An 18,658-nucleotide genomic window follows, 5' to 3' on the forward strand; every position below is an offset into this window, starting at 1 on the left:
CACCCGCCCGCAACGCTTCCGTGCGGCTCGGTCAATTCACCGCCGGACCGGCAGGACTTCCAGGCTCTGCCGGTCGAGCTGGGCCAGCACTTCCTTGAAACCGTAGCGCGGCTTCCAGTCGAGCTTTTCGATCGCAGCACTCGGGTCATACACCCGGTCGATGGTCGCGGGCAGCGGCCAGTCGCGATCGGCAAAGGCCTGCGACAGTTTTGGCGCACGCTCACGCAGGAGCCCTGCGGCATCCTCCGCCAGCCGGCGGCAATCCGTTGGAAGGAACGGCGTTTCGCCCGAGATGATGTAGCGCTGAAAAGCCGGGCCGCCATTGTCGAGTGCTGCCACATGCGCGGCAGCCACGTCGCGCGCATCGATGCCGCGGTGCAGGCGGTAGCTTGCGATACGATCGGCGACCTCCGGGAAACAGCGCGACATGCGCAGCACCCGCACATGCAAAGCACGATCCGCCGCGTTTTCGAGCAGAGCTTCGGCCGCAAGCTTGGTGTGGTGGTAGATGGTGTGCGGCTTCGGCGGCGTCTCCTCGGTGATCCAGGCGCAGCCGCCTTCCGTGACCGCGTGACCATAAAGTGCCGTCGTGCTGGTAAAGACGATGCGGCCGACGCCGGCGGCCTGGGCTGCGGCAATCACCAGATGGGTGCCCATCACATTGACGCGCTCGAACTCCTGGTCGGCGACGGCGTCTACATGTGGCGCGTGCAGGGCCGCCGTATGGATGACGGCGTCCGTCCCTTCCATCGCGCGCTCCAGCAGTTCGCCATCGACGAGATCGCCGACGACGGCCGTCGTGCCGAAGGGCGCGCGATCGATGCCGATGACGTCATGGTCGGCGGCGGCGAGCGCGTTGTAGATCGCTCTGCCGATGCGGCCGGAACTTCCGGTCAAGACGATGCGCATTTCTCACCTCATAATCCTGTTCCTGCCCGTTAGCATGAAATGCGGTCGGACACAGTCCGCCCGAGCAAGGATTTCCAAGATGGCGATTTGCGGGATGACGGCGCGTTGCGAAGCAAAAGAGCATGGTTTTGCCGTTGCTTGGCAAATTCGGAAAAATCATGCCTGTGAAAGGGCGTGGCAATTCTCCATAAGACCCGTAGATTATGTCGCATGCGGGCCATGCGGCAGCAAAGTTGAACTGACTGGTTGCTTGATGTTAGAGAAGTGCTCCCTGTTCCGAATGCGTTGTCGAATGTCGGCCTGACCAGACGCGCGTTCCATCCCGGCCAGGCCCGGGATCATGAGTTTTGAACATCCGAGAGCACTTATGTACCCGCACATTCCGACTGCGCCTCATTCGGGGAATTCCGAACGATGAGCGTTTCCGCCCAAAACGCCGCGCCATCGGCTGACGCGGCCGTCGTCTTCGACGGCGTTTCCAAGCATTTCCCCGCGTCCGGCACCAGCGGCGCCTTCACTGCGCTCGACAAGGTCTCGCTGACCGTCGACCGTGGTTCGATCACCGGCATCATCGGCCGCTCCGGCGCTGGCAAGTCGACGCTGATCCGACTGGTCAACGGGCTCGAAAAGCCGACGGGCGGCAAGGTGCTGGTTGACGGCGTCGATGTCGGCGGGCTCGACGAGGCGGCGCTGCGCAGCCTTCGCCGCTCCGTCGGCATGATCTTCCAGCACTTCAACCTGCTGTCCTCGCGCACCGTGTTCGGAAACGTCGCGCTGCCGCTCGAAATATCCGGCATGGACAAGCGCGCGATCGAACAGCGCGTTCGGCCGCTGCTCGATCTCGTCGGTCTCGCCGATAAGCACGGGCGCTATCCGGCCGAACTTTCAGGCGGCCAGAAACAGCGCATCGGCATCGCCCGGGCGCTTGCGACCGAGCCGAAGCTCCTGCTCTCCGACGAGGCGACCTCGGCGCTCGATCCGGAAACGACCCAGTCGATCCTGGAGCTTTTGAAGCGCATCAATGCCGATCTCGGCCTGACGGTGCTGCTCATCACTCACGAGATGGAAGTGGTGAAGGCGGTGACCTCAGACGTCGCCGTCATCGATCATGGCCGCATCGTCGAGCGTGGCCACACCTTCGACGTCTTCACCCATCCGAAGCACGAGACGACGCGGGCGCTGCTCTCGGGGCTGCCGGGTTCGAAGCTTCCAGACGCGGTCGCCCGCGCCCTGAAGCCTGCACCCGCGGCCGGCGATCGCGCCGTCGTGCGGCTCACCTTCTTCGGGGCTGCGGCCGAGAAGCCGCTGATCTCGCAGCTGATCAAGTCTGTCGGCGCCGAGGTCAACATCATCGCCGGCACGATCGACGAGATCGGCGGCGCGCCCTATGGCTCGCTGGTCGTCGCCTATGGCGCGGATGCCGAGACGTCCGGCCGCGCCGAACGCTTCTTTGTCGAAAACGGTCTGGTCACGGAGGTGCTCGGTTATGTCGCCTGATATTCTCCTGCGCATCGGCGGGGCCACGGTCGACACGATTTACATGGTCGCCATCGCCGGCCTGATCGGCTCGCTGATCGGCGGGCCAATCGGCATCTTCCTCGCCACCAGCGGCAAAGGTGAACTCTTCCCGGCGCCGACGCTCAACCGCATCATCGGGCTGATCGTCAACGCCACGCGCTCGACGCCGTTCATCATCCTCGTCGTCGCCATCATTCCGTTTACCCGACTGCTCACCGGCACCTCCATCGGTACGAAGGCTGCGATTGTGCCCTTGACGATTGCCACCATTCCCTTTGTCGCACGCCTGGTGGAAGCGGCGATCCGCGAGATCGACAAGGGCCTGATCGAGGCGGCGCGCGCCATGGGCGCGACCCCGATGCAGATCGTCTTCAAGGTGCTGCTCGCCGAAGCGCGGCCCGCGCTGACCCTGGCGCTCACCATGACCGCCGTCAGCCTCATCGGCTATTCGGCGATGGTCGGTGCCGTCGGCGGCGGCGGGCTCGGCGACCTCGGCATCCGCTACGGCTACCAGCGCTTCATGCCCGACGTGATGCTCGTCGTCGTCATCGTGCTGATCGTGCTGGTGCAGCTCGTCCAGAGCGCCGGCGACGGGCTGGCGCGGCGTTTCGACAAGAAAAACCGCAAGACCTGATTCCTCCCAAGACTGAACGTGAACAAGGAGACGACCATGAAGAAGCTTATCATCGCGGCAGCGATTGCCGCTCTTTCCGCCGGCACGGCACTCGCCGAAACCATCAAGGTCGGCGTCACGCCGGGCGAACACGCCCAGATCATGGAGAAGGTGAAGGAAATCGCAGCTCCCAAGGGCCTCGATATCGAGATCCTCGAATTCTCCGACTATGTCGTCCCGAACCAGGCTCTGGCTGACGGCGACCTCAACGCCAACTCGTTCCAGCACCAGCCCTATCTCGACAACCAGATCGCCGATCGTGGTTTCGACATCGTCAGCGTCGGCACCACCATCACCACCCCGATGGGCGTCTATTCGCAGAAGGTGAAGAGCCTCGACGAGCTCAAGGACGGCGCCACGATCGCCATCCCGAACGACCCGACCAATGGCGGCCGCGCGCTGCTGGTTCTGGCGTCGAAGGGCCTGATCAAGGTCAAGGAAGAGGTCGGCCTCAAGGTCACGCCGGCCGACATCACCGAGAACCCGAAGAACATCACGTTTGCCGAGCTCGACGCTGCCCAGCTGCCGCGCTCGCTGCAGGACGTCGATGCCGCCGTCATCAACACCAACTACGCGATGGAGGCCGGCCTGCACCCGAAGAAGGACGCGATCGCGATCGAAGGCGAGAAGTCGCCCTACGCCAACGTGATTGCCGTGCGCAAGGCCGACAAGGATGCTCCGTGGGTGAAGACCCTGGTCGAATCCTACCACGACGAAAAGGTGAAGGCCTTCATCAACGACACCTTCAAGGGCGCGCTGATCCCGAGCTGGTAAGCGTCTCTGGTAAAGAGAAACATGGACCGCGCGCTGCAACTTGCGGCGCGCGGTTTTTCTTTGACCGCATGGCTTGCTTGGCTATCCTCCTGGCACTTCGAGGAGGACGAACCATGAGCGTCTTGAAAGGCGGATGTCTCTGCGGTGCAATCCGGTATGAGCTGAACCGTGAGCCGCTCTTTTCCGGTTTCTGCCATTGCCGCGATTGCCAGCGCACGACAGGCACCGGTCATTGCTGTTACATGATCTTCGAGCGGGCCGATGTGACGATGTCGGGAACCGGCCGCGGTTACGAGACGCGCGCTGAAAACGGCAATCCTTCGATCCGCTATTTTTGCGAAACCTGCGGCAGCCAGGTTTATGGCTCCGGCCCGCCGGACGATCCGCGTGTGTCGATCTATGCCGGCACGCTCGACGACCCGTCGGTATTTCGACCGACAGACGCCATTTTCACCCGCAGCCGCCATGAATGGGACCGCAGTGCGTTGGCACTTGAGGAATGCGAGGCGTTGCCGGGCTGACTGCGTTCGCGAGTGAAACCGCCGCTCACCCTAACCCTCTCCCCGCAAGCGGGGCGAGGGGACGTGCCACGCTGGGGCGCCGCGGAACGGAGCTCTCGGTACCCGGGGAACTGCGTGCAAGTCGCAGCCGTAAGCTGGAGTTAGCGTTGTCGGCCGGGGCGGTGCCGCAAGTCCCTTCGCCCCGCTGCGGGGAGAAGGTGCCGGCAGGCGGATGAGGGGCGCTTCCCGCTCGCACAAGCGAAGGGCGGATGCCCAAGCGTATGTCAGCTACCGAGGTGGCGCTCGCCGCGCTTCTTGGCAAGTTCGATCTGCCGCTGGCGCTGGCGGTAGCGTTCGCGGTCCTCGTCGGTGCGGACCTCGTGGCAATGGATGCAGGAGACGCCGTCCTCGTGGTGCGGTGAAGCCAGGTCCGCCTTGGTCAGCGGCTGGCGGCAGGCGTGGCAGAGCGTGTGCTCGCCTTCCTCGAGGCCATGGGTGACGGAGACGCGATCGTCGAAGACGAAGCAGGCGCCTTCCCAGAGGCTTTCTTCCTGGGGCACTTCCTCGAGATATTTCAGGATGCCGCCCTTGAGGTGGTACACCTCATCAAAGCCCTGCTCCTTCATGAAGGCGGTCGCCTTCTCGCAGCGGATGCCACCGGTGCAGTACATGGCGATCTTCGGCTTGTTGTGCAGGCCGGTGTTGTTGTGCACCCAATCGGGAAATTCGCGGAAAGTTTTGGTGTTCGGATCGACCGCACCCTTGAAGATGCCGATGGCGGTTTCGTAGTCGTTGCGCGTATCGATGACGATCGTCTCGGGATCGGAGATCAGTGCATTCCAATCCTTCGGATCGACATAGGTGCCGACGATCTTGTTGGGGTCGATATCCTCGACGCCCATGGTGACGATTTCCTTCTTCAACCGCACCTTCATGCGCAGGAACGGCATGGACGATGCACGGCTTTCCTTGTGCTCCAGTGCGCCGAATTCGGGCTGCGCGCGCAGGAACGAGAGCACCGCGGCGATGCCGGCATCCGTGCCGGCGATCGTGCCGTTGATGCCTTCATGCGCCAGAAGCAGCGTTCCCTTGACGCCGTTTTCGTCGCAGACGGCCTGCAGCGGTTCGCGAAAATCGGAGAAACGCGGGAAGCGTGCGAAATGATAGAGCGCGGCCACCAGAAACTTGCCATGCGTCTCACCATGGGGCTCAGAGCGCGGGGTCGTGAAAATGTCGGTCATGGCCCGTGCAAATACAGCTTTCGCGCCGCAAGCGCAATCGCGGCGGGGCCCAGGGGCACTCTGTCGCGGCGCGGACAGTCGGTCCGCCCGCCGAAATTTCGCCGAAACATCAGCGCGCGGCGTCGAGCCAGAGCAACCGGATCGTTCGGCTTTCGTCGTCCGGTTCCTCCTGGAAGACCTCGGCGGCGAGATCAAGAGCGTGCTTGCGCAAGCTTCCCTGTCGGTCGATGACGGCCGCGATGAGGTGGGCCTGATCCTGACTGTTACCGGCAAGCCCCGGATCCTCGTTGATCAACTGGGTCATGACCGCGAGATCGTTGAGGTGCCCGAGCGTGTCGACCAGCGCTTTAGCCTCGGCGCGCTTGGCCTGCAGGGCGGAAGGCCAGACCGCGTGCATCAAGCCGAGATGCATGCGGTAGTCCTGCGCCCGCTTTCGCAGCTCGTGGAACGCCGGGGCTTCCGAAGTCTCGCTGCATGCCTGCCGGGCGCGCTTGGCCCGCCTCAGAGTGCGCCGCCATCCCTTCGTCAGCCGGTCTGCGGTCTTGCGGCGTCGATCGTCGAATGTCACTTGGCTGAGGGCCTGCAGTGCCTGCTCGCAGCGCACGATGGTGGCTGCCACGCGGTCCTCGATATCGGTCGCGCTTGCCGTGATGCGGTCCCGGCGTGTCGTCAGCCGCTCGCAGACATGGGCGAGCGCCCGTTCTTCCTCCTCGTTGCAAGCGGCTGCCTTGAGGTAATGGGCGTTCTCGACCAGTGCGGCCGCGTCCCGAACGGTTGAGAGGTTGCGGGCCATGTCGCGGATGCGCGCATTTTCGTGCTTCTGAAAAAGCGGCACGTCCGCTGCGACGAGACGGTACAGCGAGCGCAGGCGCTTGAAGTTCTTGCGGGCGTCGTGGATCGCCTCGTGCACCCCGTCAGGCCGATCCTCGAGCTTCATCACCGCCTGTGTGAGCTGTTCGGCGGCGATCGTGCGGAAGTCTTCGGAAAAAGGCCGTCCAGGTTCGAAGGCGTAAGTCATGGTTGCGGTTCCGTCAGTCCTTCTGTGGCGAGGGACTGGTTGGAGTAGCGGCGATCGCCCGTGATTTCCTGCCCGACCCAATCGGGCAGCGCCGGCATGTCGGTCTCGCGCTTCATCTCGACTTCCGCAACGACGAGGCCTTTGAGCGCGCCTCCATAGACGTCGACTTCCCAGGTGAACCCCTTGTGCGGCACCCGGTAGCGCCTCTTCTCGATGACGATCCCGACCGCCTGGGTCAGCATCTCGCGGGCATCGTCCATCGGCAGGTCGTACTCGTATTCGTTTCTGACCAGTGCCGACTTGCCGATCTTGATGGTCAGCCGCGCCCATTTGTCGCCGTGGATGCGCACGCGCAGCGAGCGGTCGTCCATGGTCACGACATAGGCCTGCCTGAGGTCAATGCCCTTGTCCGCACGCTCTCGCCATCCATCGGAAGCGACGAGAAACTTGCGCTCTATTTCCTTCGCCATGGAAAATCCGCCATTTCGGGGGCCCGCAGTTTCAACCTATCGCTTTCACGCAAAGGCTCAAGTCATCTCTTTGTCGCAAGTTGCATATTACCGTTGCCTTACATGCGAAAGCCGCGCTCCCGCCGCCTTGGGTCTCGACAACCGGTGGCCGGGGGAGTATGCGGAGGGCATATTCAATCGTTTTAAAAAGGACGATCGGCATGAGCGCGAAATCCGACAGGCTTCTTTCAACCCTCAAACTGGCGCCGGTTGTTCCGGTGCTGGTGATCGACGACGTGGCGACCGCCGTTCCCCTGGCGCGCGCGCTCGTTGCCGGCGGGTTGAAGGCGATCGAGATCACGTTGCGCACGCCGGCCGCACTCGAAGCGATCCGCGCCGTTGCCAACGAAGTCGAAGGCGCTGTTGCCGGCGCCGGTACGATCCTCAACGCCGCCCAGTTCGAAGCCGCGGTCGAAGCCGGCTCGAAGTTCATCGTCAGCCCCGGCACGACGCAGGAACTGATCGATGTGGCCAACGACCACGAGGTGCCGCTTTTGCCGGGTGCGGCGACGGCGAGCGAAGTCATGGGTCTGCGTGAAGAAGGCTACGACGTCATGAAGTTCTTCCCGGCCGAGCAGGCCGGCGGCGCCGCCTACCTCAAGTCGCTGTCCTCGCCGCTTGCCGGCACGCTCTTCTGCCCGACGGGCGGCATTTCCCTTGCCAATGCGCGCGACTATCTGACGCTGCCCAACGTCGTTTGTGTCGGCGGCTCCTGGGTTGCGCCGAAGGAACTGGTTGCCAAGGGCGACTGGGCCGGCATCACCAAGCTTGCGGCAGAAGCCTTCGTGCTCAAGGGCTGAGCGGCAAGCAACGCCTTCCGTTTTTTTGAAAGGCCGGGTGGAGAGCCCGGCCTTTTTCTTTGGCTGTACGGCGTCGCTCGCCTCTGGCGCGAATTTGTATTTTCCCTGCAACGTTCCTATGTCTCAATCCATTCAGCGACGGGCGCGCGGGCGGCGCACCCTTGAGCTCGCCTTCAACCGCCCGGAACCGACAAGGAGCGAAACCCGATGTTCGACGCGAAGAAATTGCTGGATCAGTTTCTGGGATCGCAGGTGCCCGGTGCCGGCGGCACGGTGCGCGATCGCGCGACCCAGGCGACGCAGCTTGCCAAGGACAATCCACTGGCGAGCGGCGCCATTGCCGCTGTTCTGCTCGGCACCAAGTCGGGTCGTCAGCTGGCCGGCAACGCCGCCGTGCTTGGCGGTCTCGCGGCGATCGCCGGTCTCGGCTACCAAGCCTACAAGAATTATCAGGCCGGCAATACGCCGGGCGGTGCAACGGTTGCCAAGGGCGAGCCGGAACTTCTGCCGCCGCCGGCCGATTCCGGCTTCGCCTCTGCTCCGGAAGCCGTCAGCCATGATTTTGCGCTGACTCTCGTGCGCGCAATGATCGCCGCTTCGCGTGCCGACGGCCATATCGACGAGGCCGAGCGCCAGCACATTATGGACAAGTTGTCGGTCTCGGGCCTTTCGGCCGATGCCGCGGCCTTCCTCGAAGGCGAGCTTGCCAACCCGGTCGATATCGACGCGATCGTCGGCGCGGCAAAGACCGAAGAGGAGCGCGTGGAGATCTACACCGCGTCGCGCCTGACGATCGAGCCGGAAACCCGTGCGGAGCGCGGCTATCTCGACCTGCTCGCCGGACGCCTCGGACTTCCCGACGCGCTCGTCGATCACATCGAGGCGACGGTCTCGGCCGCCAAGGTGCCGGCCACCGCGTAGGATACCGTTCGGGGGGCATGGTTTCATCACCGGTTCGAACAGGGTTCATCACCAGTTTGAATTTGTGTCGGCCGCCACTCTGGCCTATGCCGAAGGGCAGGGATGAAGGAGGAGCGGCCGATGCAGGATCTGAAGAACTGGAAAGGGTGCCCGGCGCCGAAGGGCGTCGCGCTCGAAGGGCGTTTCGTCAAGCTCGAGGCCTATGAGCGCGACCGGCATCTGCAGGACCTCTGGGAAGGCCTCGGCGGTATGGCGATCAACCCGCTGCTCAAATACTTCACGCAGCCGGATTTTAGGGATATCGACGCTTTCGATGCCTGGCTGACGGCGGCGCAGGAGAAATCCGGCTGGGTTACAGAGGTCTTCCGCGACAAGGCGACCGGCATCGTCGTCGGCATGGCCAATTACATGCGTGCCGATCCCGCCAACGGCGTCGTCGAAGTCGGCTCCGTGGCACACGGCGCCGCCATGGCCCGCTCGCCGCTCTCGACCGAAGTGCATTACCTGATGGCGAAGCACGCCTTCGAGGATCTCGGCTATCGCCGCTACGAGTGGAAATGCCATAGCGAGAACATGGCGAGCCGCAAGACCGCCGCCCGGCTCGGGTTTACCTTCGAGGGCATCTTCCGCCAGCACATGATATCCAAGGGCGGCAACCGTGATACGGCCTGGTTTTCGATGATCGACAGCGAATGGCCGCTGCTCAATGCCGCATTCGAAACCTGGCTTGCAGCTGATAATTTCGATGAAGACGGTCGCCAGAAGCGGCGGCTTGAAGATATACGCTCGGATCTGGAGCTGCAGGCGTCGAAATAGGCGCTGGCTGCTTAAGCCGCAGCAGACAACAACAGGGAAGTCATGCAGAACAAGGAAAAGTCACCGGCGATCGCCGCTGCGATCATTCTCGTCGTCGCCGGTCTCGGCTTCTTCGTCCTGCCGTCGATCATGCTCAAGCTCGGCGATATCTCGCCCTGGCTTGCTGCCGCCTTCGGCGTGATCTTCGTGCTCGGCTTCTTCCTGCTCTTCTGGCTGCGCGCCCGCTACCAGCGCAAGCGCGGGCTCTGACGGCCCGATCAGGCCGCGTGCGTCAGCTCTGCAGAGCCGCGCCGAGCAGCGCCAATCCCAGCAACAGAACCAGGGCAGCGCCGGCGATCTCGATGCCGTTCGAGATCCGGGCAGCCGCCGCGCCGTTTGCCGCATAGCGCAGCGCAACGCCCTTTGCGGTGACGGCCATGGTCGCAAGGATTGAGACGGTGATCGCCGTACCGATCGACATGGCGAAGACCGAAAGCACGCCGCCGAGGTAAAGCCCGTTCAGGAGTGCGAAGGACAGCACGATGAGTGCGCCGGAGCACGGGCGCAGGCCGACGGCGATGACTGCCGACCAAGCTTCGCGGAGCGCAAAACGATCCCCTTTCAGCATCGACGGGTCGGGCGCATGCGCATGGCCACAGCTCGAGCAGACCTCGCCCGGGCCATGGCTGTGCCCGTGGTGATCATGATGGTGGCTATGATGATGATCATGATGATCATGATGGTGATCGTCCGCGAGCTGGACGTGCCCGCCGCCGGCAACGGAAGCCAAGGCAACCGGACGCAGCATCTGCCGTAGCTTGCGCAGGAGAAGCCAGCCGCCGAAGGCGGCGATCAGCGCGTAACTTGCGATCTCCAGCCAGCGCGTGGCGCTGGTCATGCTGATCGAGGTACCGCGCAGGATGAGGTAAACGGCGCCGATCAGGAGGATCGCGACCACGCCCTGCAGCAGCGAGGACAGGAAGGAGAGCAGCACGCCGCGCTTCAGTTCCGTCTCGTTGGCGATCATGTAGGACGAGATCACCGCCTTGCCGTGGCCGGGGCCGGCGGCATGCAACACGCCATAGGTGAAGGACAGGCCGACCAGCGACCAGAGCTGCCAGGGGTTCTCACGCATCCCCTTCAGCGCATTGGTCATCAGCCGGTAGAAGCCCTGCTGCTCCATGTTGATCCAGGCGAAGAAGCCGCCGAGAAAACCGGTCGTCTTGAACGCGGGCTCGGCCGTGCCGATGCCGAGGGGCGACTGCGCCGCGGCGATCGTTGCAGAAAGCGCCGTGACGACGAGCGCGGCCGTGACCAGACGTGCGATCCCGCGGGTGTTCAGCATGTGATCTCGATCCTGGTTGCAAACAGCTTCGACATGTCGGTGCCCGTCGGGTCGCTCCAGAAGGCGTCGGTCAAGGTGTCCTTGTTCTCGGCGAGAACTTCGTCGGGATCAGGGCGGACGACCTTGTGCTCACAGGCATTGATCTTGTCGCCGACGACGGTCAGGTCATCGTCGGTGGCGAAGTCCATGGCCGTATACATCGTTGGATCGTAGACGCCGAAGGAGAGCTTGCCCTTGAGCGGCATCGGCTCGGCCGGCTTGACCGCGAACATCATCAGCAATTGCCCGTCCTTGTAGTCGACGGTGATGTGATCCGGCTTGTTGACCTTGATGGTTTTGCCGTTGTCGAGGATCGTCGTGTAATAATTGTACTCGGACAGGGACTCCATCACCGTCTGCCCGACTTCGGCCAATTCATCCGGATCGAGCGTCGCGTTCGAGTTCTTGTCGAAATCGAGCACCACGCTGGAGGAGAACAGTTCGTCGAAGCGCCAGACGTTCCTGAGTTCGCTGATCTCGTCCTTGTCGTCGGAGACGACCTCGAGGCGCGCTTCCGCAAAGATGTGCGGGTGGGCAAAGGCCAGCGACGGGGCAGCCAGGGTGGCAAGGCCGGCCATGACGAGGCGTTTGGTTCTCATGTGGCGGCAATCCTTTCGGCTGGAGCGATCGCTCCGCGATTCGTTTCCGGGAATGTACCGGAAATGGGACGGAATTGGGACTTTGAGGTGCCGGCGCCCGATCACCGTGGCTTGCGAAACCAGGCGTGCAGGAAGTCGACGAGGGTTCTGACCTTGGCCGGGAGGTAGCGGCGATGCGGATAGATCGCATAGATGCCGCGGTCGCGGGGGAGGAAATCGTCGAACAGCGTGACGAGTTCGCCGGTAGCGATTTTCGGGCGGGCGATGAAATCCGGGATGATCGATACGCCGAGGCCGGAGACGGTGGCTCTGAGGGCTGCAAGCGGGCTGTTGACCTCGATCGGGCCGCGGACGGGCACGGTGAAGGCCGAACCATCGGGCTCGACGAAGCGCCAGTTGGAATAGGAGCGGCCATTGGTATCGAGAATGCAGGGCAGCTTGGAAAGGTCCGTCGGGTGAGCGATGGGGCCAGATTTTTCCAGGAATTCCGGGGCAGCGCAGATCAGCACCTGGAAATCGTCGAGCTTGCGGGCGATCAGCGTCGAATCTTCGAGCCGGGTGATGCGGATGGCGACGTCGAAGCCTTCCTCGACCAGATCGACGAAACGGTCGTCGGAGATGATTTCGAGCGAGAGTTCGGGATGCTGCTTGCCGAAATCGACCAGCGACTGGCCGATGTCGGCATCGACGAAGGTGCGCGGCGCGGTGATGCGTAGCCGTCCCTTCAGGTCGGAATTGTTGGCGCGCACGAGATCGGCGAGATTGTCGATCTCCTTCAGGATTTCCGACGCGGTGCGATAGTAGGTGTGGCCAGCCTCGGTCAGCGAGAACTGCCGTGTCGTGCGGTTGAGGAGCAGCGCACCGAGTTCATCCTCGAGCTCGCGCACATATTTCGAAAGCAGCGCCTTCGACTTGCCGACACGCCTTGCGGCGGCCGAGAACCCCTCGGCGTCCACGACATCGATAAAGGCGCGGATGCGGGTGAGTGTGTCCATGGCGATCTTTCTTTCGTGCTCTCAATCGTGCTTCGCCGATTCGCCGGCGAAGGCCTCTTTCCGCGTCGATAATGCAGACGGCAGATTGTCCGTCGCTTGCGTCATTGCGCCGGGTTCTGCCTTCAGTGCCTGTTCTTATAAATAATAGTCTTCTTTCAATGCTTTAGCGTTGTGGACGATCTGGCGCCAAGCGTTCAAAATTTGTGAACATCGACAGTTTTGCCCGGCTGGAAAAAAATTCAACCGCGGTTGTGAAAAAACTCTTGATTACGACGGGCTTTTTTCTTACCTACGCCCTTGCCCAAAGTCGCACGTGCCTGTGGGTGTCCGCCGACCCTCGATTAGGTGAGGGTATCGGTAAGGTACCTGGAACTAACCCCTCCAGTCGCTATTCCGGCCAACCGGGAAATGCGAGGACATCTTGAAGCAACGACGGTGCGGGCCTTTCTGGTGTCTGCCGGCTTTCCAACAGCCGGGGTTACTGAAGAGGCACACCTTCATTGCCGGAAGTGCGGTTGGGTTATTCCCTCCAATCCATGGCAGACAAAGCCGAATTGAAGCCTAGGCGGGCTTTGATTCACCGTTCGCGCATCGAGCGCATGCATGGTTCCGGGGTCTCCACCGGCTGGTTCCAGAGCATGTGCGCGTATGCCCTTTGTCCTCCGCGAAAGCGGGGCATCTTGGATCAGGGGAATATGGCCATGACCACGGCTCGCATCATCGACTTCATCAACACCCGACGACCGGAAGGCCCGTGCCTTGTTGTCGACCTCGACGTCGTGCGCAACAATTTCAAGGCTTTCCGCCATGCGATGCCGGACAGCTCGATCTATTATGCGGTCAAGGCAAACCCGGCGCCGGAAATCCTGCGCCTGCTCGCCGGCATGGGCTCCTCCTTCGATTGCGCGTCCGTCGCCGAAATCGAAATGGCACTCGACGCCGGTGCGACCGCGAGCCGCGTCTCCTATGGCAACACCATCAAGAAGGAGCGCGACATTGCCCGCGCCCACGCGCTTGGGGTCAACCTGTTCGCGGTCGACAGCCACGAGGAAGTGGAGAAGGTTGCCCGCGCAGCCCCCGGCGCTCGCGTGTTCTGCCGCGTCCTGACCGATGGTGAAGGCGCCGAATGGCCGCTGTCGCGCAAGTTCGGCTGCGTCCCGCAGATGGCCGTCGACGTGCTCGTCTACGCCCACCAGCATGGCCTCGTTTCCTACGGCGTCTCGTTCCATGTCGGTTCGCAGATGACGAAGCTGGATGCCTGGGATCAGGCCCTTGCCGATGCCAAGCGCGTCTTCGTGCAACTGGCCAAGCAGGGCATCGAGCTCAAGATGGTCAACATGGGCGGTGGCTTCCCGACGAAGTACCTGAAGGACGTGCCGACGGCGGAAGCCTATGGCCAGGCGATCTTCGGCGCGCTGAAGAAGCACTTCGGCAACCACATCCCGGAAACGATCATCGAGCCCGGTCGCGGCATGGTCGGCAACGCCGGCGTGATCAAGGCGGAAGTCGTTCTCGTCTCGAAGAAGTCGGACAACGACGCCCATCGCTGGGTGTTCCTCGACATCGGCAAGTTCGGCGGACTCGCCGAAACCATGGACGAAGCGATCCGCTACCCGATCCGTACGGCGCGCGATGGCGACGAAATGGAGCCTTGCGTGCTCGCCGGCCCGACCTGCGATTCGGCCGACGTGCTCTATGAGAAGAACATGTATCCGCTGCCGATCACCCTTTCGATCGGCGACGAGGTTCTGATCGAAGGTACCGGCGCCTATACGACGACCTACTCGGCCGTCGCCTTCAACGGCTTCGAGCCGCTGAAGGCCTATGTGATCTGATCCGGCCTGCTCCCGTCCTCGGGCGGGAGCGCCACTTCACAATTTTCGTTCGGTCCGCCTGAAGCGGTTTTGATGACGGGAGGCCCCGATGGCCGCTGTTGTTGACGCCCTGCGCGCGTTTTTCGCGCCCACTACATTTGTAATCGATGCGGAGAATCCGGGCGACGTCGTCGCGCGCGAGAACCTGCTCGACCGTGCCATGGGGCCGGAGCGCCGCCGCAAGTCGTCGGAGAAGCTGCGCAGCGGCCGGCTGCCGGCCGAAGGCCTTGCCTTCGTCGCCCGCGATGTCGACGGTCACGTGATCGGCACGGTCCGGCTCTGGAACGTCGAGGCCGGCGTCAGCCGTGAGGGCCATGCCGTGCCGGCGCTGCTGCTCGGTCCGCTCGCAGTCGACCCCGCCCATGAGGGCAAGGGCATCGGCGGCATGCTGATGCGGGCCGCGATCGAAGAGGCCAAGAACCGCGGCCATGGCGCGATCCTGCTCGTCGGTGATGCTGCCTATTACGAGCGCTTCGGCTTCTTTGCCAGCCGCACCCAGCATCTGGTGATGCCAGGGCCGTTCGAACGCGACCGGTTCCTGGCGCTCGAGCTTCGGGACAACTGGCTCGAGGGCACCGCCGGCCTGATCGTCGCCAGCGGCCGCAAGCTCGCCATGCCGCCGGTTCGCCGCGCCGCCTGAGATCTCTTTCCGCCGCCAACCCTGCGGTGGCGGATTTTTCGCTGCTCCCTCGCTGGTCCGATCTGATCGGCGAGGGGGCAGACGCATGACATGCCGGGCGCTCCCTGCTGATCGGTTTGTGATCTTCCTTGACAAGGCAGCGCCGCTGACCTGTCCTTGCGCCAAGGCCTCGTTGCAGGCGGATGGAAGTCTCGCGCATGGATCCGTTCATTTTCGGGGCAGCGACCCTGCTGCCCTTTCTACTGACATCCTTCATCATCGAACTGACGCCGGGACCGAACATGGCCTACCTCGCCATGGTCGCGGCCTCGGAGGGGCGCAGGCCCGGCATGGCGACCGTCGCCGGCGTGGCGCTCGGCCTGGCGATCGTCGGCCTTGCCGCATCCTTCGGGGTCGCCGAGTTCGTCGGCCAGTCGGACATGCTCTATGGGGCGCTTCGCTGGGCAGGCGTCGGCTTCCTGCTCTATCTCGCCTTCGAGGCCTGGAACGGTGACGGTGAGGAGGCGGGGCCGAGCGGCAAGCCCGCATCCTTCTATTTCCGGCGTGGCCTGATCACAAATCTGCTCAATCCGAAGGCGGCGCTGTTCTTCGTCACCGTGCTTCCGACCTTCGTCGACGATACACGCCCGCTCTTGCCCCAGAACCTGACGCTTGCCGCGCTCTATGTGGGGGTCGCGACCGCGGTTCATGCCGCGATCGTGCTTCTGGCCGGGGCGTTGGAGCCGGTCCTCAACTCGCCGGCACGCGAACGGTTGGTGCGGCGTGTGCTCGCGCTGATGCTTGCGGCCGTGGCGATCTGGTTCGGCTGGTCGACGCGCCGTTAAGGCGGGTCAGGACGGGCTCTCGACCTCGCGGGCGTCGTAGCAGACGAAGGCCAGCTTGTTGCCGTCGGGATCACGCACATAGGCCGCGTAGAAGCCATCGCCATATTGCGGACGGAAGCCTGGTTTTCCCTCTTCGCTGCCGCCGCGCGCCATGGCGGTCTCGAACAGCCGGTCGATGACCTCGGCGCTTTCCACCAGGAAGGCGGTCATCGCACCGTTGCCGACCGAGGCGGCTTTCCCGTCGAAGGGGTGGCAGGCAAAGAAACGGGGCGCCTTGTCATCATCCTTTCGACCCCAGGAGGAAACCTGCTCGTCGCAGTAGCAGCGCTCCTGGCCGATCAGCGCCATCACCGGATCGTAGAAGCGCTCTGCGCGCCTCAGGTCCGCCGTTCCGACCATGGTGTAGCCGATCATGCCTGTCTCCTCGCCTTGCCTGATGGGGGTGGTCCGTTTCGGTGGCAAGTCGTCTCACACCTGCTTTAGGCACGCAACAGCGGCGATCGGGATTGGAAGGAATGACCGATCGTGTCCGCGTCACCGCCCGCTTTTTCACGCGGGCTATTCGCCGTCGAGATAGGCGCGCCCGCGGCCGGACAGGCGATAGCCGACATCGAGGCTTTCGGTGAGGCCGAGCTCCTTCAATTTGCGGATGCGCGCCTTGAGCTTCAGTTTCTCCATGCCGATGGCGGCGCTCAGCTCCGCTGCGGTCGTCCCGTCACGGACGGCGATCAGCTGCAGTACCGGACGCGTCCAGCCCATGCCGGCGCTGTCGTCGAAGCGCGCGAGCTTGCGGTCGATTTCTGCCCGTCCTTCACCGTCGAGGTCAGCCGCTTCCCGCAGGGCGATGCGTGGATCGTCGCCGGCCCGGTGGAAGGCGATGCGATAGCAGCGCCCTTCGGTGCGCGCGGTAAGCTCCTTCGCGAGGGCGGCGCGATCGGCAAAGCCGGCTTTGCGGGCATCGCTGTCGGTAATCGCGCCTTCGTCGATCTCGTCGACGGCATCGATAGCGAGAACACCGACTGCGGTGCGTAAGCTACCGCCGTCCTTGACAGTCGGCTTGGTCCAACGCCGGAAGGCCAAGGTTACGTCGCCGCTGGCGATGCCAGCGAGCACGTTTTGGCGAAACAGCATTTCAGGCGGTGGCGCGGCGATAGAGGGCGAGCGAGCCGGCGAGCGCCAGCAAGGCGCCGCCGCAGAGGCGGTCGAGCCAGACGGCGCCGGAACGCTTGAGGAAAGCTGCAGCCTTCGCGCCGAGCAGCGCATAGCCGAACATCACGGTAAAATCGACGACTGCGAAGACGAGCGCAAGCATGGCGTATTGCGACGCCTGTGGTGCCGTCGGATCGATGAACTGCGGCAGGAAGGCGGTGAAGAACAGATAACCCTTGGGATTGGTGACAGCGACCAGGAAGCTTTTGAGGAAAATCGCGGCAGAGGAAACGGGAGCCGCGCTGCCGGCTTCGTTTGCCACCTGGATCGTCCCTTTCGACCGCAGCAGCATGATGCCGAGAAAGGCCAGATAGCCCGCGCCCAGCCATTTGACGACGGTAAACCAGAATTCGGAGGCCGCCAGCAGCGCGCCGAGGCCAAGCGCGACCGCGCCGATCAGCACGAAATCGGAGAGGACGGCGCCGACCATGCCGGCGATTGCGCGCCGCACCCCGTAGCGCGATCCGTTGGTGAGTGCGAGGAGGACCGTCGGGCCCGGTGTCGCGATGCCGATGAAGGCAACCAGCGCGAATGCGAGTATCGTCATTTCGGTCATGAGTTCCTCCCTCGTCGTCTCCTTCAGTCGTCCCACAGCTTTTGCGCGTGCGCAATCGTCTTTCGCGGGGTCGCAGCCGCATTTCCGGGCCTGGTTTGACAGTCGAGGCGGCATCCCCTATGGAAGCGGCAGGGTGAAGGTCCCTGCCGTCCGCGAGCGTCATGCTTTGGTGAAGTCCTTCTTTTGAGACACGGTCAGCCGAAACGGCATGCGAACCGGTGGCAATGCGGGCTCCCATCTTCAAGGAATGCATGCCGCTGCAGGAGACCTTCTCATGACGCGCGGATCAATCCCGCTTCCCTCGCTCGACGCCCTGAAAGACCAGGCCAAGCGTCTGCGCATCCGCCTCGCATCCGAAGGCGAAACCATCGGCCATTCCCGCTCGCTCGAGCTGATCGCCGCACAATATGGCTATCGCGACTGGAACACGCTGCATGCCGCCGTCGGCAACCGGCCGCCCTTCAATCCCTGGATGCTCGGGTCCCGCGTGAAGGGGCGCTATCTCGGCCAGACCTTCGAAGGCGAGATCCTGGGCGTCCAGGCGATCGCGGCGCAGCCGGGACGCTATCGTCTGACGATGAAATTCGACCAGCCCGTCGACGTCGTCACCTTCGAGAGCTTCTCGGCCTTCCGCCAGCGGGTCACCGCGACGGTGGACGAGAGTGGCCGTACGGTCGAAAAAACCTCCAACGGGATCCCGCAACTCGAACTTGAATGGTGAGGCGCGGCCACCGCCTGCCGAGGCCCTGCGGACATGTTCGTTTCCGTTCCGGCGCCGAAGTTCAACCCAACGTCCCCGAGGCCAGCGCCTTCCGGGGACGTTTTCGTTTACGGGATGATGACGGGCGCGCCGTGCTGAGCGCGCGGTCCTGCCGGCCCCTTCGGACATCACGCTTCCCAAGTCAGTTGCGAATGGGAT

General features: G+C 63.5%; 22 protein-coding genes. 12 read left to right on the top strand and 10 right to left on the bottom strand.

Annotated elements, in window-relative coordinates:
• Positions 1-36: 36 nt before the first annotated feature.
• Positions 37-909 carry an NAD(P)-dependent oxidoreductase gene (locus ASD63_RS33360; protein WP_034787004.1) on the bottom strand — a complete coding sequence of 291 codons (873 nt, stop codon included), beginning with the start codon at positions 907-909 and terminating at the stop codon, positions 37-39.
• Positions 910-1,323: 414 nt separating this feature from the next.
• On the opposite strand from ASD63_RS33360, the gene ASD63_RS33365 reads away from it, so the two are divergent.
• From ASD63_RS33365 to ASD63_RS33380, 4 genes are all read left to right on the top strand, one after another.
• A complete protein-coding gene (locus tag ASD63_RS33365; protein ID WP_034787001.1) occupies positions 1,324-2,406 on the top strand; it encodes a methionine ABC transporter ATP-binding protein in 1,083 nt (360 codons plus the stop codon).
• Positions 2,396-3,061, top strand: coding sequence for a methionine ABC transporter permease (locus tag ASD63_RS33370; RefSeq protein WP_034786999.1), 666 nt, complete (start codon positions 2,396-2,398; stop codon positions 3,059-3,061). Before ASD63_RS33365 ends, ASD63_RS33370 begins: the two co-directional genes overlap by 11 nt.
• A gap of 36 nt (positions 3,062-3,097) precedes the next feature.
• On the top strand, positions 3,098-3,874 hold the full coding sequence (locus tag ASD63_RS33375) for a MetQ/NlpA family ABC transporter substrate-binding protein (RefSeq protein ID WP_034786995.1): 777 nt from the start codon (positions 3,098-3,100) through the stop codon (positions 3,872-3,874).
• A 113-nt stretch (positions 3,875-3,987) separates the two neighbouring features.
• Positions 3,988-4,395 carry a GFA family protein gene (locus ASD63_RS33380; protein ID WP_034786992.1) on the top strand — a complete coding sequence of 136 codons (408 nt, stop codon included), beginning with the start codon at positions 3,988-3,990 and terminating at the stop codon, positions 4,393-4,395.
• Between the two features lie 263 nt (positions 4,396-4,658).
• Here the strand turns inward: ASD63_RS33380 and ASD63_RS33385 are convergent, their stop codons facing one another.
• From ASD63_RS33385 to ASD63_RS33395, 3 genes are all read right to left on the bottom strand, one after another.
• Entirely contained in the window at positions 4,659-5,615 is a 957-nt protein-coding gene (locus ASD63_RS33385) for a rhodanese-related sulfurtransferase (RefSeq protein ID WP_034786988.1), read from the bottom strand.
• 109 nt (positions 5,616-5,724) lie between these two features.
• Positions 5,725-6,633 carry a CHAD domain-containing protein gene (locus ASD63_RS33390; RefSeq protein WP_034786985.1) on the bottom strand — a complete coding sequence of 303 codons (909 nt, stop codon included), beginning with the start codon at positions 6,631-6,633 and terminating at the stop codon, positions 5,725-5,727.
• Positions 6,630-7,103, bottom strand: a complete 474-nt coding sequence (locus ASD63_RS33395; protein WP_034786982.1) for a CYTH domain-containing protein — start codon at positions 7,101-7,103, stop codon at positions 6,630-6,632. Before ASD63_RS33395 ends, ASD63_RS33390 begins: the two co-directional genes overlap by 4 nt.
• A gap of 200 nt (positions 7,104-7,303) precedes the next feature.
• Here ASD63_RS33395 and ASD63_RS33400 point away from each other — a divergent pair, with 200 nt between their 5' ends.
• The 4 genes from ASD63_RS33400 (at position 7,304) to ASD63_RS33415 (ending at position 9,928) form a co-directional block, all read left to right on the top strand.
• Positions 7,304-7,942 (top strand): 2-dehydro-3-deoxy-phosphogluconate aldolase, encoded by a 639-nt coding sequence (locus ASD63_RS33400; RefSeq protein ID WP_034786978.1) that lies wholly within the window; start codon positions 7,304-7,306, stop codon positions 7,940-7,942.
• Positions 7,943-8,149: 207 nt separating this feature from the next.
• Positions 8,150-8,863: a tellurite resistance TerB family protein gene (locus tag ASD63_RS33405; protein ID WP_034786977.1), complete on the top strand. Its 714-nt coding sequence runs from the start codon at positions 8,150-8,152 to the stop codon at positions 8,861-8,863.
• Positions 8,864-8,983: 120 nt separating this feature from the next.
• Positions 8,984-9,679, top strand: a complete 696-nt coding sequence (locus tag ASD63_RS33410; RefSeq protein WP_034787278.1) for a GNAT family protein — start codon at positions 8,984-8,986, stop codon at positions 9,677-9,679.
• Between the two features lie 42 nt (positions 9,680-9,721).
• A complete protein-coding gene (locus ASD63_RS33415; protein WP_034786975.1) occupies positions 9,722-9,928 on the top strand; it encodes a hypothetical protein in 207 nt (68 codons plus the stop codon).
• A gap of 22 nt (positions 9,929-9,950) precedes the next feature.
• Here the strand turns inward: ASD63_RS33415 and ASD63_RS33420 are convergent, their stop codons facing one another.
• The 3 genes from ASD63_RS33420 to ASD63_RS33430 all read right to left on the bottom strand — a co-directional run bounded on the left by ASD63_RS33420 (position 9,951) and on the right by ASD63_RS33430 (position 12,636).
• The gene (locus tag ASD63_RS33420) at positions 9,951-11,003 is read right to left on the bottom strand and encodes a nickel/cobalt transporter (RefSeq protein WP_034786973.1); all 1,053 of its coding nucleotides are present in this window, start codon (positions 11,001-11,003) and stop codon (positions 9,951-9,953) included.
• Positions 10,997-11,641, bottom strand: coding sequence for a DUF1007 family protein (locus ASD63_RS33425; RefSeq protein WP_034786971.1), 645 nt, complete (start codon positions 11,639-11,641; stop codon positions 10,997-10,999). The genes ASD63_RS33420 and ASD63_RS33425 overlap by 7 nt, the downstream gene beginning before the upstream one ends.
• 101 nt (positions 11,642-11,742) lie before the next feature.
• Positions 11,743-12,636, bottom strand: a complete 894-nt coding sequence (locus tag ASD63_RS33430) for a LysR family transcriptional regulator (RefSeq protein ID WP_034786968.1) — start codon at positions 12,634-12,636, stop codon at positions 11,743-11,745.
• 695 nt (positions 12,637-13,331) lie between these two features.
• Here ASD63_RS33430 and odc2 point away from each other — a divergent pair.
• The 3 genes from odc2 (at position 13,332) to ASD63_RS33445 (ending at position 15,974) form a co-directional block, all read left to right on the top strand.
• Positions 13,332-14,471 carry an ornithine/lysine decarboxylase gene (gene odc2, locus ASD63_RS33435; RefSeq protein WP_218686560.1) on the top strand — a complete coding sequence of 380 codons (1,140 nt, stop codon included), beginning with the start codon at positions 13,332-13,334 and terminating at the stop codon, positions 14,469-14,471.
• An 88-nt stretch (positions 14,472-14,559) separates the two neighbouring features.
• Positions 14,560-15,150 carry an N-acetyltransferase gene (locus ASD63_RS33440; RefSeq protein WP_034786966.1) on the top strand — a complete coding sequence of 197 codons (591 nt, stop codon included), beginning with the start codon at positions 14,560-14,562 and terminating at the stop codon, positions 15,148-15,150.
• 197 nt (positions 15,151-15,347) lie between these two features.
• Complete coding sequence (locus ASD63_RS33445; protein ID WP_034786964.1) at positions 15,348-15,974, top strand: LysE family translocator; 627 nt, start codon at positions 15,348-15,350, stop codon at positions 15,972-15,974.
• A gap of 6 nt (positions 15,975-15,980) precedes the next feature.
• On the opposite strand, the gene ASD63_RS33450 is transcribed toward ASD63_RS33445, so the two are convergent.
• From ASD63_RS33450 to ASD63_RS33460, 3 genes are all read right to left on the bottom strand, one after another.
• Entirely contained in the window at positions 15,981-16,388 is a 408-nt protein-coding gene (locus tag ASD63_RS33450) for a VOC family protein (RefSeq protein WP_034786961.1), read from the bottom strand.
• Between the two features lie 144 nt (positions 16,389-16,532).
• Complete coding sequence (locus ASD63_RS33455) at positions 16,533-17,105, bottom strand: hypothetical protein (protein WP_034786960.1); 573 nt, start codon at positions 17,103-17,105, stop codon at positions 16,533-16,535.
• Between the two features lies 1 nt (position 17,106).
• Positions 17,107-17,739 carry a LysE family translocator gene (locus tag ASD63_RS33460; RefSeq protein ID WP_034786957.1) on the bottom strand — a complete coding sequence of 211 codons (633 nt, stop codon included), beginning with the start codon at positions 17,737-17,739 and terminating at the stop codon, positions 17,107-17,109.
• 274 nt (positions 17,740-18,013) lie between these two features.
• Between ASD63_RS33460 and ASD63_RS33465 the strand changes: the two genes are divergently transcribed.
• Entirely contained in the window at positions 18,014-18,460 is a 447-nt protein-coding gene (locus tag ASD63_RS33465; protein WP_034786954.1) for a glyoxalase superfamily protein, read from the top strand.
• The last annotated feature ends 198 nt before the right edge of the window (positions 18,461-18,658 follow it).

The organism is Ensifer sp. Root558, assembly GCF_001427045.1.
In the GTDB taxonomy this organism is placed as follows: Bacteria; Pseudomonadota; Alphaproteobacteria; order Rhizobiales; family Rhizobiaceae; genus Ensifer; species Ensifer adhaerens.